This window comes from Thermocrispum sp., from assembly GCF_002919275.1.
GTDB classification, from domain to species: domain Bacteria; phylum Actinomycetota; class Actinomycetes; order Mycobacteriales; family Pseudonocardiaceae; genus Thermocrispum; species Thermocrispum agreste.
On record NZ_PKFA01000056.1, the window covers coordinates 1 to 17,313 of the forward strand.

The following is a 17,313-nucleotide window of genomic DNA, read 5'->3' on the forward strand; positions in this document are numbered from 1 at the left end:
GGGGTTTTGGTGGGTCGCCCGGGGCTCGAACCCGGAACCTACGGATTAAAAGTCCGCAGCTCTACCAATTGAGCTAACGACCCTCGTCAGTCAGCGTACCGGCACCAGCCGCGCTGGTAGAGAGCCTACCGGCTGTCAAGGTGCGATCTTCACCCTGGTCACGTACCCTGCCCCGGCCAGGGTTCGCAGAACGAGGGGGTGCGTGATGAACGCAGCAGAACCGATGGTGGCGTTGGCGGTGGAGCGGACCTTCGCGGCCGACCCGGAAGCCGTTTTCGACTGGATCACCGACGGCAACAACCTCATGACCGCGCGGCTGGTGCTGCGGGTGCGGCGCACTCGCGACGGCGAGGGATACGTGTGGGGGAAGGGCGCTCGGCGGGAAGTCCTGGCGGTCGGGGCATGGTTCCGTGAGGACATCGTCGAGTGCGACCGCCCCTACCGCTACGGCTACCAGATCGTTCAGTCGTTCCCGCCCATGCGGCACCTCGGCGGCTTGATCACCGTGACGCCGGTCGACGGTGGCGGTTCGCGCGCCCGATGGGAGTGCAGCTTCGACCTGCCGCCGACTTCCGGTGGCAGCTTCGTCGCCCGGCTGACGAAGGGCATGTTCGCCAGCACGTTCAACCAGATCTTCGACGCCGCCAAGCGTCAGCTTGGCTGAGACGGCCGAAGACGTCGCCGGGGCTGCCGATCCAGGTAGTCCCCGGCGCCAGGTAGTCCCACGGCGTTGCCGGCTACGACCTGCTGCGTCGGCGGGAACGGGCCGTGGGCCGGACTGGCATCCGGTGACGTCCATCGGCGATCCCGCATGCTCTCCTCCGGCCTGACCCAACGGGCTCGACGATACGGCGAAAGGTGGAAACTTCTCCCTCGGCTCTGGCCGCGCAAAAAATCATGAACTAATCTCACGTTTCCCTGCTGCCGGCCTGCTGCGAGGTGCGCCGTGTCCGTTCGCCTGATCTCCGGTCTTCGGGTCGCCGCCGCTCTCACCTTCACCGCCGTCCTGCTCGGCGGGTGGAGCCTGAGCCAGGAAACACAGCGTGCGGCGACGGCCAGCGACCAGCCAGAGGCGGAGGTCAACGTCGAAGGCTTCGCGTTCGACGACAACGAACTGGGCAAACCCGTCCACGGGCTGTTCCAGTCACACAACCACCACTGGTCGTACAAGGGCTTCGGCCAGGGTCCGTTCTGCGGCAAGACCTTCGACGTCGAGGGCATCACCAAGGCCATGGTCGACTGCCCGGAGCACGAGCCGTTCGGCATACCGGCGTGGTTCGAGCAGCTGGCCAGCGGGCAGTCGCTGCTCACCCCGCACAGCACCACCGGATGGCCGACGTTCACCGACTGGCCGCGTCCCGACTCGGCGACCCACAACGCCACCTACTACAAGGGCATCGAACGCGCCTGGCGCGCGGGCGTGCGGCTCTACGTCGACCACCTGGTGACCAACCGCGGGCTTTGCATGATTTACACGCCGCGCCGCGCATCGTGCGACGAGATGGACGCCATCCGCGCGCAGGCGCAAGAGGCGCGCGCCTTCGAGGCCTACGTCGACGCCAAGTCGGGCGGTCCGGGCAAGGGCTGGTACCGCATCGTGGGGAGCCCGCAGGAGGCCCGCGAGGTCATCGCAGAAGGCAAGATGGCCGTCATTCTGGGCATCGAAACCTCCGAGCCCTTCGGCTGCTCGCGCAAGCTCGGCAAGCCGCAGTGCACCAAGGAAGACATCGACCGCGGCTTGGACGAGGTCTACGACCTCGGCGTGCGCAGCATGTTCCTGTGCCACAAGTACGACAATGCGCTGTGCGGTGTCCGCTTCGACTCCGGCACCAACGGCGTCGTGGTCAACCTCGGCAACTTCATCACCACCGGCCAGTTCTGGCAGGCCGAGACCTGCACGGGGCCGCACCACGACAACACCATCCCGCCCGCCGACGCCGGCGTGCTCGCGCTGCTGTGGAGCAAGCTGCAGGGCGTGGTGGACCCGGTGACGTTGCCGATCTATCCGAAGGCACCGCACTGCAACAAGCTCGGCCTGACCGAACTGGGCAAGTACGCCCTGGAAGGCATGATGAAGCGCGGCATGATCGTCGAGCTGGACCACCAGAGCGTGAAAGCCGCCGACGAGACGCTGAAAGTGCTGGAGGAGCACAACTACAGCGGCGTCATCTCCGGCCACGACTGGATGGACCAGGGCTACTACGAGCGAGTCGCCAAGCTCGGCGGCATGATCACGCCGATCGTCGAGCCGCACGGCCACACGGCGGACATCTGGCGCAAGGTCAAGGCCGTCGCCGACCCGCGCTACCAGTTCGGCTTCGGCTTCGGGCTGGACCAGAACGGTTTGCACCTGAGCCTGCCCAAGGCCGGCGAAAGCCCGCGCATCGAGTACCCGTTCACTTCCTATGACGGCAAAGCGAAGCTGCACAAGCAGATCTGGGGCAAGCGGGCCTGGGACTTCAACACCGACGGCCTGGCGCACGAAGGGCTGACGCCGGATTGGTTGGAGGCCGTGCGGCTGGAGGCCGGCGCCGACGCCGAGGAATTCGTCGCCGACATGGTCAACGGCGCGGAGGCCTACCTGCAGATGTGGGAGCGCGCCCAGCAAGGGCGCTGATCCGGCGAGCGTTCCGCCAAGGTCGCCGCGGTTGCAAGGAGGCGGCAGTCCGTCGGCTGCTGGGCCGTCGTCGCCGTCGACGCCGGTGTCGGCTGCGTCGTACCAGCGTGAGGGCATGTCCGGAACTCACATCGCGTCAACGGGTGTGCCGGCATCCCGACTCGTGCACTCGGCCTGTGACGTTCGGCCATCGCCCATCCGGGGAGTTGACGCTCGACACCCCGCGCGCGAAGTTGGCAAGAATAGTCGCGAATATTCGAGGAGATGCATGAGAGTACGGTTCTTGGGGAAAGATCCGGAGTCCACTGTCGGGACTTCTCCCACGTTGTTCGCCACCGATCGGACTGATCGCAGGACGTACATCGTCCAAGGCTGGGTGGTGAGGGATCCGGAAGTCTTGCGTGACGTCGGGCCCGTACCCGAGGGTGAGACCCTCGTCGAGGTGCCGGAAGAAGTGCTGAAGTTCTACACGCGGCGCGACCACGGGGAGGAGAGCTGAGCCGTCGCATTCATCCCGGTTCGGAGCTCAGGGAGCTCTTCCGGCAGTTCGAGCACACCGCATTTCGTCTGGAGGTGCGCTCCGCGTATGCGGTGTCGATCGAAGAAGAGGCATTTCGAAAGTTCCTTGCCGGTGAGCCGTACGACCTGTCTTGGATGGACGACTGGCTCGAGACAGTGCGAGCGGCGACCAGTGAAGGCAAGCAGTTCCAACGTGTGCGGGTCGTCGACGAACCCATGAGCGACTACGCCAGGTGGAGCTTGGAAGTAGCGCAGCACAACAATGCGGCAGGGGAGGACATTCGCTACCTGCAGAGGGAACGGGCGCGTGCGGCCGGATTGCCGAACCATGACTATTGGCTGTTCGATTCGCGGCTTCTGGTGCGCATGGACTACGACGATTGCGATCAGTTCTTAGGCGGTACAATCATCGAAGATCCAGCCGAAGTCGTGCAACACAACTACTGGCGCGATGTCGCATGGCATCACGCCGTGAGACGGGATGAGTTTGCCGCCGACGAACGGTCCGGTCACACCTGACATCCATGCGGCGCGTGCCGCCTTGGGCAAGCGGCTCCGCGAGCTGCGCCGTGCCGCCGGCCTCACCGGCACGCAGCTCGCGGAAGTGTTGTCGTGGACGCAGTCCAAGGTCTCCAAGTTGGAGACCGGCCGGCAAACCCCCAGTGCGGACGACATCCGAGCGTGGACTCGCGGGACCGGCGCCGAAGCGCGAACCGAAGAGCTACTGCTGGAGCTGCAGGTCCTCGAGGAGCGTCATGCGGACTGGCAGCGCGTCCTGCGGCCCGGCCTACGTCGGCATCAGCGTGAGATCCTCGAACTCGACGCCAAGACGCGCCTTTTTCGAGTCTTTGAATCTACCGTGGTCCCGGGACTGCTGCAGACTCCGGATTACGCCAAGTCCCAGCTGGCGCAGGGGGTCGTACTGCATGGTGCGGCCAACGACGTCAACCAAGCAGTACAGGCGCGGATGAAGCGGCAAGAACTGCTCTACCGCGAAGACAAGCGGTTCCACTTCATCATCACCGAGGCTGCGCTGCGGATTCGCTTGGTTCCGCGTCACGTGATGCTTGCTCAGTTGGACCGGCTCGTATCGCTGTCGACGCTACCCAATGTGCGATTCGGAATCATCGGCTTCGACGCCAGGTATGCGATAGGTCCTTGGCACGGCTTTTGGCTCCGTGACGACGAACGCGTCGTCGTGGAGACGTATTCCGCTGAACTGACGCTCGTGCAACCAGAAGAAATAGACCTCTACCGTAAGGTCTTTGATCATTTCGCGTCCCTCGCGCGCCATGGCCACCTGGCGCGAGAAATCATCGTGCGCGTCGCTGACGAGCTGGCTGCGACTGAAGAACCTGACGGCCAGTAGACAACGAGAGAATTTCCAAGTCTGCCAGGGAATATTGGCGAATATTCCTAGTCGGGTAGCCGTCCGTTCCCTACCTTCTCGGGGCGTGTCGACAGACGTCCGATGATGAGGAGGCTTCGGTGCTGGTCAGCAGCGCGAGCAGGGACGCGGGACAGCCCAGCACGTACTCGCGCGAGTTCTTGCAGGCTGTCGCCGCGGATCGTCGACTTTTCGAACGGATCGCGCAGGTGCGGCCGGGGATCATTCGCACCCTGCTGATCCTCCTCGGCGATCTGGAAGACCTGCTCGATCTGCCTACAGGTGTGCAGAAGGCGCTCGGCGAACGCATCCGCCGCATCGGCGAGACGGTGATGGCCCGCGCCGACCGTGCTTCCGGTGATGCCGATGCCGAGTAGCTTCTTCGGGGCGTCGAGTACCTGGCGCGGCAAGCACTGGCACGCTTACATGGTTCTCGACTCGGTCGACGATCCTGTGTCGCGGTGGCGGCGGTTGCAGCGAGAGCCTGACACGGTTCTGGACAACCCGTTTGCGGTCGCGGAATGGATCGAGCAACGAATGCTCAATCTCGGGGCACGCCGTGCGGTGTCCGCTGTCGCCGATCACGAATGGGTCGAGATCAAAGACGCCGAAGACTTGGCCCATCTGTACGGCGAGCACATGTTGATTGCTTCGCGCGGTGATTCGGTCTATGTCGACGTCTACCACCCACCGCGTCGTGTTGAGCTGTTCGTGGAAGCAGTGAGTCGTCGTCAATGCGAGCACCATATGACGACCGCGAGCACTCAAGGCGGCTGACGCAGTCACTGCCACGGTAGGGAAATCGTCCTGCGGTTGGCGAGCACCCACGCACCAAGCTCAGTGCACGGCGGAACTACTGCATGTGCGCGAACGCGGGGCGTGATGTCGACTCGGCGGTGGGGACTCACCGCCCCCGGCCGTGCAGCAGCCGCACGACCCACATCACCAGTTTCATGTGCCGCGGCTTCCGCGCGAACGACAGCAACGGCAACGGCATGCGGTACTTCTGCCGCGCGATGGACTTGGCCGCCGCGAACTCGCGCAGGCCGTCCGGTCCGTGAATGCGCCCGAAACCGGAGTCCCCGAGCCCACCGAACGGCAACGCGCCGACCATGGCGTACGTCTGCACCGAGTTGATCGACGTCATTCCGCTGCGCAGCCGGCGGGCGATCTCCATTGCCTTCGACGTCGAGCGCGTATACACCGCCGAACCCAGGCCGTAGCGGGTGGCGTTCGCCTTGGCCACCGCCTCCTCGAGGTCGCGCACCCGGTTGATGGTGATGGTCGGCCCGAACGTCTCCTCGGTCATCGCCGCGGAGTCCTCCGGCACGTCGGTCAGCACCACCGGATGCACGAACGGCGGCCGGACCGACTCGGGCCCGCCGACCACCGCCTTCCCGCCACGCTCCACGGCATCCGTGATGTGCTTGCGGATGATCTCCACCTGGCTCGGCATGGTGATCGGCCCGAGCTGCGCATCCTCCTGCGCGCCGACCCGGATGCCCGCGGCGATCGTGGCGACCCGGTCCACGAAGGCGTCGAAGACCTTCTCGGTGACGTAGGCGCGCTCGATCCCCACGCACGTCTGACCGGCGTTGCCCATGGCGCCGAACGCCACAGCCTCCGCCGCGGCTTCGATGTCCGCGTCGTCGGCCACGATGACCGCGTCCTTGCCGCCTGCCTCCACGATCACCGGCGTGAGCGTTTCCGCGCAGGTGGCCATCACCTTCTTGCCGGTGGCCGTCGACCCGGTGAACGCCACCTTGTCGACCCCGCTCCGGCACAGCGCCGCCCCTGTCGGCCCGAACCCGGTGACGACCTGCAACACCGGCTCCTCCGGTACGGCCTCGGCGAACGTCTCGGCGATCCAGGCCCCCACCCCCGGCGAGTGCTCGCTCGGCTTGAACACCACCGCGTTGCCCGCGGCCAGCGCATACGCGATCGAGCCGACCGGTGTCAGGATCGGGTAGTTCCACGGCCCGATCACGCCGATGACGCCCAGCGGCTGGTACTGCACGCTCGCGGCGAGGTTCATGGCCAGCGGCCCGGTGCGCACCTTGCGCGGGCCCAGCACCTTGCGCGCGTGCTTGGCCGCCCAGTCGATGTGCTCGATGGCGCCGATGGTCTCCAACCGCGCGTCGTCGGTCGGCTTGCCCGTCTCCGCATGCATCAGCCGGGCGAGCTCGTCGATGCGCCGGACGATGGTGCGTTTCCAGGCCAGCAGCCGGTTCTTGCGCTCGTCGAACCCGAGCCCCGACCACCAGCGTGCGGCCTTCCTGGCCCGCGCGACAGCCTCCGCCACCGCCTCCTCGTCGTGCACCGGATACGTCCCGACGACCTCACCGGTCGCGGGGTTGAGCGATTCCAGTACCTCGCCCGCGGGCGCGCTCGACATGGACTGCGTGGACTCCGTGGACGCCGTGACCGACATGGGACCTCCCAGGTGACCGGAGGTCCATCTTCACTCGGACAACTGACCAAGTCAACGGCGATCCGCTGGACCAGCGCCGCTCGGCACGGCAAGATTCCCGCCAGCTTCGCCCAGTCCGGAGGTCGGTCATGACGGAGTTCAGCAGGCGCAGTGCCCTCGTAGGAGCCGCCGCCGCAGGCGCCCTGTTGGTGCCCGGTGTGGCTCGGGCGACCACGGTCACCAAGTTCCCGTTCCCCACGACGCCGGAACTCACCGTGCTGGTCACCGGCGACGCAGGCACCGGCAATGCGTCGCAGTACGCGGTCACCGCGGCCGCACGGCAGGTACTGGCCGGCGAGCGGCTGTCGCTGGCGCTCGGGCTCGGCGACAACATCTACGAGAACGGGCCGGAGACCCCGGACGACGACGAGTTCGCGGACAAATTCGAGGTGCCCAACACCGGGCTGGACGTGCCGTGGCTGATGGCCTTGGGCAACCACGACAACAGCCTGCTCATCCCCGGTGACGGCAGCTGGCTGCTGCGCGGCAACAACGAAGTCGGCTATCACGAGCGCTCCCCGCGCTGGTGGATGCCGTCCCGCTACTACTCGGTCGCGGTGCCCGACCACGACCCGGTGGCCGAATTCTTCGTGCTCGACCTCAACCCGCTCACCGCCTACCTGCCGAAGTTGCTCTACTGGGCGCCCTACGGCCCCTACATGCGCAAACAGCGCGAATGGTTGAAGCAACGGCTGGCCACCTCGCGGGCGAAGTGGAAGTTCGTCTGCAACCACTACCCGTATCTGAGCAACGGCTCACACGGGAATGCCGGCGCCTACGACGGAGTACCGCCGCTGCTTCCGCACGCCAACGGCGCCTACGTGAAGAAGTTCTTCGAGGACCTCGTGCTCGGCCGGGCCCAGTTCATGCTCGCCGGCCACGACCACACCCTCCAGGTGCTCAAGCCGACCCCGGCCACGAAGGGCACGATCCAGCTGGTCAGCGGCGCGGCGGGGAAGACGTCCGGGCATGGTGGCGGCGACAATCCCGCCTACTTCCAGCGGTTCGACACCCTCGGGTTCATGCTGCTGGACATCACCAGCAGTTCCGTCGGCGTCCGCGTCTACACCGTCGATCCGGCCACCCAGCGCGCTGAGCTGGCGTACCAGCGGCAGCTGGCCTGACCGCGATTGACGTCGACGCCCCTCTATGGCCCCGATCTGGGCCGGGCGGAGCAGCCGGATGCGGCGTGTTGGACGCTTGACGCACTACCGGGGCTGCGTAGCGTAATGCGCATGTCCAGGGTCCCGGTCGACGTGCGTCGTCGTGATCTCGTCGACGCGGCGATCACGGTGATGGCCCGGGATGGCGTCGCGAAGGCCACCACCCGCGCCATCGTCAACGAGGCAGGTGTCCACCTCGGGCTGTTCCACTACTGCTTCAAGTCCAAAGAGGACATGCTGCTGCAGGTCATCGAGACGCTGCACGAGCGGCATCTGCGCGCGGTGCTGGACAGCGTGGATCCGCGGGCAGGGTTCGAGGACATGGTGCGCGCGGGCATCCGCGAGTACTGGGATCGCGTGGAGCGGTTTCCCACCGAGTACCAGCTGAGCTACGAGCTGACCCAGTACGCCCTGCGAAATCCCGCGCTGGCCCGGGTGGCGCGGCGGCAGTACGAGTTGCACCTGGAGTACGCGCGGGCGTTCCTGACTGCCGTCGCCCAGGCTGCCGGGGTGCGTTGGAGAGTGCCGTTGGACGTGCTGGCTCGCAAGGTGCAGAGCGCGGTCGACGGGGTGACGCTGGCGTGGATCGTCGATCGCGACACCGAAGCGACCCTTGCGGTGCTGGATCTCTACGTCGAGCAGCTGGTGGCCCTCGCCGAGCAGAACGTCACCCAGCGCGCCTAGCTCCGTCACCGCGCTCACCGGACGCGCCGGTGGAACAGCACCCGTGCCAGCAGCACGGACACCACGAAGATCCCGCCGCACCACGCCGCGGCCAGCAGGGCGTTCGAGCCGGCGGGACCGCCCAGCAGCAGTGCGCGCAGCGTTTCGATGACCGGCGTGACGGGCTGATTCTCGGCGAAACCCTGCACCCACCCCGGCATGGTGTCGACCGGGACGAAAGCACTGCTCGGGTACGGCAGGAAGGTCATGAAGAACGTGAATCCGCTGGCACCCTCCTGGGTGCGGGCCAGCAGGCCGATCACCGCCGATACCGCGGAGATGGCCAACACGAACATGACCACGACACCGGCGGCCAGCAACCACTCCCGAAGCCCGGCGACGGGCCGGAAACCGATGGCGAACGCCACCGCCAGCACCAGGGCGGTGGACACGACGTTGCGGGCGAGGCTGGCGGTCACGTGCCCGGTCAGCACCGCCGCGCCGGAGACGTCCATGGACCGGAACCGATCGATGGCGCCGGACGACATGTCGGTGCTGACCGTTTGCGCGGTGAGGGATGCGCCGAATCCCGCGCAGAGCAGCAGGACGCCGGGAACGACGTAGGTGACATACGCCGTGCCGGTGTCGATCGCGCCGCCGAACAGGTAGACGAACAGCAGCATCAGGATGACCGGCAGCGTCAGCGAGATCAGCAGCGCCTCCGCGTTGCGGCTGGTCAGCCGCAGGCTCCTGGCGGCCATGGTGATCAGGTCGCCGACGCGTGACGGGGCAGGTGCGATGTGCTCTGGCATGGGAGTTCCTTCGAGGTGTTGCGCGCCTTGATGCGTGCGAGATGCGACGGCGGAGCTCAGGCGTGGGCGGGTTCCTTCGGGCGTTCCTGCGCCGGGCGGCCGGTCAGGGCCAGGAAGACGTCGTCGAGCGAGGCGGTACGGGTGCGGAAGTGCGCGATCGTCGTCCGGCTCGGATCGATGTCGTCCAGCAGCGACCGGACATGGGCGGCGCTGCCGTCGGTGACGGTCGCCAGCCGCAGCTCCTCCGGCTCGGCCGACACCACCGCGTCGCCGAGCTTGGCCGATGCCGCCCGAAAGCTCGCTCGGTCGACGAACGTGATGTCCAGCCGGGTGTCGGCCACCTTCTGTTTGAGTTCCGCGGCCGTGCCTTCCGCGACGATCGTGCCGTGGTCGAGCACCGCGATGCGGTCGGCGAGCTCGTCGGCTTCCTCCAGGTACTGCGTGGTCAGCACGACGGTGACGCCACGAGCGACCAGGTCCTTGATCGCCTGCCACAGGGCCAGCCTGCTGCGCGGATCCAAGCCGGTGGTCGGCTCGTCCAGGAACAGCACCGCGGGCTCGGTCACCAGGCTGGCTGCCAGGTCCAGGCGCCGCCGCATGCCGCCGGAGTAGGTGCCGACGCGCCGGCCGGCGGCCTCGGTCAGGTCGAAGCGCTCCAGAAGCTCCGCGGCCCGGGCGCGCGCCGCTGCCCGCCGGAAGCCGCGCAGTCGCGCCATCATGACCAGGTTCTCGGTGCCGGTCTGATCCTCGTCGACGGCGGCGTACTGTCCGGTGAGGCTGATCCTGCGGCGCACTTTCGTGCGCTCCCGCACGACGTCGTACCCCGCCACCCGCGCGGTCCCGACGTCCGGTGGCAGCAGTGTCGACAGGATTCGCACCGTCGTGGTCTTGCCCGCGCCGTTCGGCCCCAGCAAGGCGAAGACGCTGCCCCGTTCGACGTGCAGGTCGACACCGCGCAGGACGTGCACGTTTCCGTACGACTTCTCCAGTCCGTGGGCCGCCACGGCCAGTTCTTCGGTCACCGCAAGCTCCTTGACTGCGTACGCCATACGCTGTTGCGTACACCATACGCAGTTTTAGGATGAGGAGCAACTGCGACAGGTCGGAGGCACATGGCGGAGCGCCCGGAACTTCCCTCGAGCCTCGAGCTCGCCTGGGGCCGACGCGCGCCGTCGGGGCGCGGACCTCGGCCGGCATTGAACGCCGAGCGCATCGTGGCCGCCGCGGTGCGGGTGGCGAACGCCGAAGGCCTGGAAGCGGTCTCCATGAATCGCGTGGCCGCGGAGCTCGGCTCGTCACCGATGGCGCTGTATCGCCACGTGGCGTCCAAGGACGAGCTGCTGATGCTGATGTTCGACCTGCCGTTGGAGAAGCCGCCCCGGTTCCCGGACGACGCAGGCTGGCGAGAGCGACTGATCATGTGGGCCCAGGCGCACCGCGAGGTGTTCCAGCGTTACCCGTGGATGGTCCGGATGCCGATCAGCGGACCGCCGATCACGCCGAACCACATGGCGTGGTTCGACGCCGGGTTGGCCGCACTTGCCGACACGGCGTTGACCGAGGGCGAAAAAGTCGGCGCGGTCCTGTTGGTCAGCATGCACGTGCGCAGCAACGTTCAGCTGAACGCGGACATCGAGGCGGCGGAAGCCAACACGGACCAGGCCATGGTGCTCGCCCACTACGGCGCCTACCTGCGCCAACTGATCAATGCCGAGGATCATCCGGCGGTCTGGCGCGCCCTGCAGGCCGGGGTGTTCGCGGCCGAAGCCATCGAGGCCGACGACGACTTCGAGTTCGGCTTGGAGACGATCATCGCCGGGCTGGAGGCGCTGATGCAGCGCCGCGAGCGGTCCGCGTAGCGTCACTTCGCCCGCCCGGGCGCCGGCCGCGGTCGCACCGGTGCTGCCTGCCGACGTCAGTGTTGCCTAACCGGGCGCCGGTGCCGTCTGCCCGGCGCCAGTGCTGTTTGCCGAGCGTCGGTGCGGTCTGGCGCGTCAGTGGACGCCGAGCCGCTCCGCCGTCTCCGCGGGCATGGTCTCGAACGGATCCCTGCCCTTGTAGGCGGTGATCACCTCGCGCAGCGGGCCCTGCTGCTTGATCCGGCCGCCTTCCATCCACACCGCCGACGTGCACAGCTCGAGCAGCAGGTCGTCCTGGTGGGAGGCGAACACCAGCAGGCCGGAACGGCGGACCAGGTCGACCAGCCGGTCCCGCGCCTTGTTCATGAACGCCGCATCCACCGCGCCGATGCCCTCGTCCAGCAGCAGGATCTCCGGGTCGATCGAGGTCACCACGCCCAGCGCCAGCCGCACCCGCATGCCGGTCGAGTAGGTGCGCAGCGGCATCTGCAGGTAGTCGCCGAGCTCGGTGAACTCGGCGATGTCGTCGATCCGCTTCTCCATCTGCCGCCGAGACATGCCGAGGAACAGCCCGCGGATGATGATGTTCTCGTAGCCGGAGATCTCCGGGTCCATGCCGATGCCCAGGTCGAACACCGGCGCCACCCGGCCGACGATGCGCGAGCTGCCCCTGGTCGGCTCGTAGATCCCGGCAAGCAGCCGCAGCAAGGTCGACTTGCCCGCGCCGTTGTGCCCGACCAGGCCCACCCGGTCGCCTTCGGACAGCGACAGCGTGATGTCCTGCAGGGCCTCGATGACCGGGACCTTGGTGTCGGTGCCGATGTTCCCGCCGACCTTGCCGAGCACCCGCTTCTTCAGCGACCGCGACTTGGCGTCGAAGATCGGGAAATCGACGTACGCCCGCTCGAGTTCGATGCTCACCATGTGTCGCTCACACCCAGTACGAGACGCGGGAACGGTAGTTGCGCATGGCCACCAGCGTCAGGCCCCATCCGACGACGGTGATGATGCCGACCACCAGCCAGTGCGTCCACGACTGCTGGTTGCCGATCATCGGGGCACGCAGCAGCTCGACGAAGTGGTACAGCGGATTGAGGTCGGTCACCAGCGCCCGCCAGCCTGCCACGTTGCCGAACTTCTGGTACAGGATGTCCGCCGACCACACGATCGGGGTCATGAAGAACATCAGGCTGGACAGCGCCACGATGAGCTGCGGAATGTCCCGGAACCGGGTCGAGACGATGCCGAACAGCAGCGTCACCCACGCGCCGTTGATCACCAGCATGGCGAACGCCGGGACGGCCAGCACCGCGGTCCAGCTCAATCCGGGGTGCCACCACTCGAAGTCCCCCGGCTGCGCCTCGATGATCTGGTACGGCTGCGCCAGGTCGTCGAAGAAGATGACCAGGATGATCGCGTAGACGATCAGGTTGTGGGCGAACATGATCGTCAGCCGGTACACCGTGCGCAGCGCGTACACCGACAGCGGCGCGGGCAGGTGCTTGATCAGCGCCTCGTTGTGGATGAACGTCTCGGCGCCCTCGGTCATGCAGCCGATGATGAAGTTCCAGACGATGAAACCGACCGTCAGATACGGCAGGAACGTGCCGATCTCCGCGCCGAACAGCTGCGAGTAGAGCAAGCCGAGGCCGATGGCGGTCACGCCCATGCTGAGCGTGATCCACAGCGGGCCCAGCACCGAACGGCGGTAGCGCTGCTTGATGTCCTGCCAGGCCAGGTGGCTCCACAGCTCCCGGTCACGCAAGCCGTCGCGGATGTCCGCGATCGCGCGAGCCCAGCTGCGCCGCGTGGCCACCGGAGCGTCCGGCTGGGCGGGAGTTGACACCTGCACGGAGCACGAGCGTACCCGGCAGGTTCGCGCGGCTTGAGCCGACCGTGGGCGGAGGTCGTCCGTTCGTTCTTCGGCGCGCGGAATCGCGCCGCTGCCGGTTCAATGAAGTGATGACCGACCGCCCGCAGCCCGACGGCGGGGCGCAGCCCAGCCCCTCGTCGTTCACCAAAGCCATGTTCTCCGGAGTGCTGCTCGACGAGCTGGTGTTCCCGTACCCGCAGTTGAGCCGCGAGGAGGCCAAGAAGGTGCACGAGCTGATCGGCACCGCGCGGGAATTCCTCGGCGAGCACTACGACCCGTGGCGGGTCGAGCGGGAGCGCTGGGTGGGCGACGACATCATCCGCGGCCTGGGTGAACGTGGCCTGCTCGGGCTGTACGTCTCGCCCGAGTACGGCGGGCAGGGGCTGTCGCAGACCGGCTACTGCCGGGTGATGGAGGAGTTCGGCGGCATCGACGCCACGCTGTCGGTGGTCATGGGCGTGCACCAGTCCATCGGCATGAAGCCCATCCACATGTTCGGCACCGAGGAGCAGAAGGCCCGGTTTCTCCCGGACCTCGCGGCCGGGCGGAAGCTGGCCGGCTTCGGGCTGACCGAACCGAACGCCGGATCGGACGCCTACCACGTGCAGTCCTACGCGGAACGGCAGGCGGACGGCTCGTTCGTGCTGAACGGGGAGAAGCGCTGGATCGGCAACGGCGCCAAGGACGTGGTGTGCGTGTTCGCCCGGTGCGAGAACGGCCACGTCGCGCTGATCCTGGAGAAGGGCATGGACGGGTTCGACGCGCCGCACCGCTTCGACACCCTCGGCCTGCGCGGCAACGACCTGCGCAAGCTGACGTTCACCGACGTGCGGGTGCCCAAGGAGAACGTGCTCGGCGAACCCGGTGACGGCTTCCGCATCGCCATGGCCACGCTGAACAACGGCCGGATGTCGCTGGGCACCGGGGTGGTGGGCGGCACGAAGGCCCTGATCGAGCAGGCGATCGAGCACACGAGCGAGCGCGAGCAGTTCGGCGTCCCGTTGGCCGACTTCGAGCTGGTCGAGGACAAGATCGCCTGGATGGTCAGCTACCTGTACGGGCTGGAGTCGCTGGCCTACCTGACCACCGGCCTGGTCGATGCCGGGGTGGCGGACTACTCGCTGGAGTCGGCGATGTCGAAGGTCGCGGCCACCGAGTTCAACTGGTACGCGGTCAACCGGGTCTTCCAGCTGCTGGGCGGTGCGGCGTTCATGGCCGATTCGCCGATCGCCAAGTCGCTGCGCGACACGCGGATCTTTCCGATCTTCGAAGGCGCCAACGACGTGCTCCGCGCGTTCATCGCGCTCAACGGGCTGAAAGTCGTCGCCGAGGAGTACGACGACCTGCGCGGCATCAACCTCAGCGACCCGATCAGGACCATCGGCACCATCGCCGAGTTCGTGCGCGGGCAGATCACCCGCAGGCTCCGGCCCGCCGGGCTCGAATCGGTGCACCCGGCCTTGGCCAAGCAAGCCGACGCGGTGTCGGACCAGACCAAGAAGCTGCGCGCCGCGGTGGAGTCGCTGTTGCGCCGGTACGGCAAGGACGTGCGATCGCGGCAGCGGCACCAGAAACGGCTGGCCGACGCGGCGACCGACATCTACGCCCAGGTCGCGACGCTGTCCCGGACGAGCGCGCTGTTCGAGGACCAAGGGGTCGAGGCGTCCGGGCAGGAGAAGTTCATTGCGCACTCGTTCTGCGACCGGGCTGCGGCGCGGGTGGAATCCCAGCTGCGGCTGATCGACCACAACGACGACGACGCGATGCATTCCATCGCGCGGCTCGCCTACAACCACGGAGGGTACGGGCCCCGGCTGCATTGAGCCGGTGACGACCACGGTGGAGCGGGCCCGGCTGCATCGAGCTCGGCCGCTGTGCGCCGGGTGTCCCAGCTCGCGCAGCCGGCCCGCTCGTCACCGCCAGTCGGACGTCACAGGTACTGGCCGGTGCCGTGGCTGTCGCCGGGGCCGGAGCTGTGCCCGGTGGAGTGGTGGCCGCCGGTGGGCAGCCCGCGGCGCATCTGCTCCAGCTGCACCCTGGCCGCCATCTGCTGCGCGAACAGCGCCGTCTGGATGCCGTGGAACAGGCCCTCCAGCCAGCCGACGAGCTGGGCCTGCGCCACCCGCAGCTCGGCGTCGGACGGCGTGGTGGACTCGGTGAACGGGGCCATCAGCCGTTCCATCTCTTCCCGCAGCTCCGGGGCGAGCGCGTCCTCCAGCTCCTTGATCGAGGTCTCATGGATCTCGCGCAGCCGGTTGCGGCTGGCGTCGTCCAGCGGAGCGGCCCGCACCTCCTCCAGCAGCTGCTTGATCATCGTGCCGATCCGCATCACCTTGCCGGGCTCTTCGATCAGCTCGCCGACGTTGCCGTTGTCGTCGTCGGACGACTCGGCAGGGATCTTCGCGGCACCCACCGGAGAGCCGTCGGGACCGACAACCACCACGTGGTGTGACGCTTCCTGCTCGGCGTTACCTGCTGTGCCGGATTCTGGGGTGTTCGGCTCGGACATGTGCTCCATCCGTGTGGTCGACGGTGAACGCGGCCGGGCCGGCCGCGATGGCCCACTCTCGAGAGTAGTCGCTACCTGGGCAATCGAGCCCGCAGAGGGCACCCCGGACCGTCCCACCTCTGGCAGCGTCCGTACGGTGTGTTGTCGTGGGGGGACGGGGGGCACTTTGCGGAGGTGAGGATGCCATTCGACATCGCCCGCATCCGTGGCCTGATGCCGGCCCTCGGCGATGGGTGGGTGCACCTCGAGGGCGCTGCGGGAATGCTGGTTCCCGAACAGGTCGCCTCCGCGGTCGCCACGGCGATGCGGGCACCGGTGTCCAGCCCGGGTGGCGTCTTCCCGGCGTCCCAGCGTGCCGACAGCATCGTGGCGGCGGCGCGCCGGGCGATAGCCGACCTGACCGGAGCGGATCCGGAAGGCGTCGTGCTGGGCCCCAGCAGCGCGGTGCTGCTCTGGCGCCTGGCCACCGCGCTGGGTGACGTGTGGACGCTCGGCGACGAGGTGGTCGTCTCCCGGCTGGACGAGCCGGCGAACCAGATTCCGTGGGTGGAGGCGGCGCGGCGGGTCGGCGGCGTGGTCCGCTGGGGCGAAGTGGACATCGAGACCTGTGAGCTGCCCGCGTGGCAGTACGAGACGCTGGTGACGCCGCGGACCAAGCTGGTCGCGCTCACTGCCGCCTCCGGCACGGTCGGCACCCGGCCGGACGTGGCCACGGTGGCGGAGTTCGCGCGCCGAGTCGGTGCGCTCATGGTGGTCGACGCCTCCTTCGCCGCCCCGTTCGTCCCTTTGGACATTCACGCCTCGGGCGCCGACGTCATGGTGGTGTCCGCGCTGTCGTGGGGCGGCCCGGCGGTGGGGGCGCTGGTGTTCCGGGACCCGGGGTTGCTGAACCGCATCCACTCGGTGTCGCTGGACCAGGCCGCGCGCGGCCCGGCCCGGCTCGAGGTGGGGGCCCATGCGTACGCGCTGCTGGCCGGCATGGTGGCTTCGGTGGACTTCCTGGCCGGTTTGGACGACACGGCTGCGGGGTCGCGGCGCGAGCGGCTGCTGGCGTCGATCGCCGCGGCCCGGCACCACACCTCCGAACTGCTCGCCCTGCTCACGTCCGAGCTGCGGGCGATGCGCCACGTGATGCTCATCGGCGACGCCATGCGGCGCATCCCGGCGCTGGCTTTCACCGTGGTCGACCACAAGGCCGCGGAAGTCGTGCAATACCTGGCGTCGCGGGGGATCTGCGCGTTCGCCGACGACGGCACGACGGGATTGTTCGCCGCGCTCGGGGTGGGCGAGGTCGGCGGGGCGGTGCGGATCGGCCTGGCCCACTACACCAGCAGGTTCGAGGTCAACGAGCTCATCAGGGCCCTGCGCGACCTGGCGTGACGCCGAGCGGGCCAGGCGTGTGCTGCCGCCGCATGGCGGCTCGTGCCGTGATCCGGCCCAT

The 17,313-nt window shown here is 67.7% G+C and carries 18 protein-coding genes and 1 tRNA gene; 12 read left to right on the plus strand and 7 right to left on the minus strand.

The genetic code is table 11. The features are described from left to right. Positions 1-7 precede the first annotated feature (7 nt). Positions 8-83, minus strand: a tRNA-Lys gene (locus tag CXP56_RS14015). Positions 84-205: 122 nt separating this feature from the next. Between CXP56_RS14015 and CXP56_RS14020 the strand changes: the two genes are divergently transcribed. From CXP56_RS14020 to CXP56_RS14050, 7 genes are all read left to right on the plus strand, one after another. Next, complete coding sequence (locus CXP56_RS14020; protein ID WP_084609309.1) at positions 206-664, plus strand: SRPBCC family protein; 459 nt, start codon at positions 206-208, stop codon at positions 662-664. Between the two features lie 282 nt (positions 665-946). Then, on the plus strand, positions 947-2,617 hold the full coding sequence (locus CXP56_RS14025; protein WP_211227609.1) for an amidohydrolase family protein: 1,671 nt from the start codon (positions 947-949) through the stop codon (positions 2,615-2,617). Between the two features lie 268 nt (positions 2,618-2,885). Continuing rightward, entirely contained in the window at positions 2,886-3,116 is a 231-nt protein-coding gene (locus tag CXP56_RS14030) for a hypothetical protein (protein WP_028848342.1), read from the plus strand. Positions 3,117-3,190: 74 nt separating this feature from the next. Beyond that, positions 3,191-3,655, plus strand: coding sequence for a DUF6879 family protein (locus tag CXP56_RS14035; protein ID WP_245566695.1), 465 nt, complete (start codon positions 3,191-3,193; stop codon positions 3,653-3,655). Next, positions 3,618-4,505, plus strand: coding sequence for a helix-turn-helix domain-containing protein (locus tag CXP56_RS14040; RefSeq protein ID WP_038045435.1), 888 nt, complete (start codon positions 3,618-3,620; stop codon positions 4,503-4,505). The genes CXP56_RS14035 and CXP56_RS14040 overlap by 38 nt, the downstream gene beginning before the upstream one ends. Positions 4,506-4,624: 119 nt before the next feature. Beyond that, complete coding sequence (locus tag CXP56_RS14045; RefSeq protein WP_286901397.1) at positions 4,625-4,900, plus strand: hypothetical protein; 276 nt, start codon at positions 4,625-4,627, stop codon at positions 4,898-4,900. Further along, positions 4,881-5,300, plus strand: coding sequence for a hypothetical protein (locus tag CXP56_RS14050; RefSeq protein WP_169725260.1), 420 nt, complete (start codon positions 4,881-4,883; stop codon positions 5,298-5,300). Before CXP56_RS14045 ends, CXP56_RS14050 begins: the two co-directional genes overlap by 20 nt. A gap of 127 nt (positions 5,301-5,427) precedes the next feature. Here CXP56_RS14050 and CXP56_RS14055 read toward each other — a convergent pair whose 3' ends face one another. Further along, a complete protein-coding gene (locus CXP56_RS14055) occupies positions 5,428-6,954 on the minus strand; it encodes an aldehyde dehydrogenase family protein (RefSeq protein WP_051310322.1) in 1,527 nt (508 codons plus the stop codon). Between the two features lie 128 nt (positions 6,955-7,082). Here CXP56_RS14055 and CXP56_RS14060 point away from each other — a divergent pair, with 128 nt between their 5' ends. Together CXP56_RS14060 and CXP56_RS14065 are read left to right on the plus strand one after the other, a co-directional pair. Then, positions 7,083-8,117 (plus strand): metallophosphoesterase, encoded by a 1,035-nt coding sequence (locus CXP56_RS14060; protein ID WP_028848348.1) that lies wholly within the window; start codon positions 7,083-7,085, stop codon positions 8,115-8,117. Positions 8,118-8,228: 111 nt separating this feature from the next. After that, positions 8,229-8,840, plus strand: coding sequence for a TetR/AcrR family transcriptional regulator (locus CXP56_RS14065; RefSeq protein ID WP_028848349.1), 612 nt, complete (start codon positions 8,229-8,231; stop codon positions 8,838-8,840). Between the two features lie 14 nt (positions 8,841-8,854). Here CXP56_RS14065 and CXP56_RS14070 read toward each other — a convergent pair whose 3' ends face one another. Beyond that, a complete protein-coding gene (locus CXP56_RS14070; protein WP_286901399.1) occupies positions 8,855-9,631 on the minus strand; it encodes an ABC transporter permease in 777 nt (258 codons plus the stop codon). A gap of 56 nt (positions 9,632-9,687) precedes the next feature. After that, positions 9,688-10,680: an ATP-binding cassette domain-containing protein gene (locus CXP56_RS14075; RefSeq protein ID WP_051310325.1), complete on the minus strand. Its 993-nt coding sequence runs from the start codon at positions 10,678-10,680 to the stop codon at positions 9,688-9,690. Positions 10,681-10,827: 147 nt separating this feature from the next. Between CXP56_RS14075 and CXP56_RS14080 the strand changes: the two genes are divergently transcribed. Then, on the plus strand, positions 10,828-11,490 hold the full coding sequence (locus tag CXP56_RS14080) for a TetR/AcrR family transcriptional regulator (RefSeq protein WP_286901401.1): 663 nt from the start codon (positions 10,828-10,830) through the stop codon (positions 11,488-11,490). Positions 11,491-11,625: 135 nt separating this feature from the next. On the opposite strand, the gene wzt is transcribed toward CXP56_RS14080, so the two are convergent. Next, a complete protein-coding gene (gene wzt / locus CXP56_RS14085; protein WP_028848353.1) occupies positions 11,626-12,414 on the minus strand; it encodes a galactan export ABC transporter ATP-binding subunit Wzt/RfbE in 789 nt (262 codons plus the stop codon). 7 nt (positions 12,415-12,421) lie between these two features. Next, on the minus strand, positions 12,422-13,342 hold the full coding sequence (wzm, locus tag CXP56_RS14090) for a galactan export ABC transporter permease subunit Wzm/RfbD (RefSeq protein ID WP_245566696.1): 921 nt from the start codon (positions 13,340-13,342) through the stop codon (positions 12,422-12,424). Between the two features lie 110 nt (positions 13,343-13,452). Between wzm and CXP56_RS14095 the strand changes: the two genes are divergently transcribed. Next, positions 13,453-15,186: an acyl-CoA dehydrogenase family protein gene (locus tag CXP56_RS14095; protein WP_051310326.1), complete on the plus strand. Its 1,734-nt coding sequence runs from the start codon at positions 13,453-13,455 to the stop codon at positions 15,184-15,186. Between the two features lie 107 nt (positions 15,187-15,293). Here the strand turns inward: CXP56_RS14095 and CXP56_RS14100 are convergent, their stop codons facing one another. Further along, the gene (locus CXP56_RS14100; protein ID WP_028848355.1) at positions 15,294-15,881 is read right to left on the minus strand and encodes a bacterial proteasome activator family protein; all 588 of its coding nucleotides are present in this window, start codon (positions 15,879-15,881) and stop codon (positions 15,294-15,296) included. Between the two features lie 171 nt (positions 15,882-16,052). Here CXP56_RS14100 and CXP56_RS14105 point away from each other — a divergent pair, with 171 nt between their 5' ends. Further along, a complete protein-coding gene (locus CXP56_RS14105; protein ID WP_028848356.1) occupies positions 16,053-17,252 on the plus strand; it encodes a cysteine desulfurase-like protein in 1,200 nt (399 codons plus the stop codon). Positions 17,253-17,313: the final 61 nt, after the last annotated feature.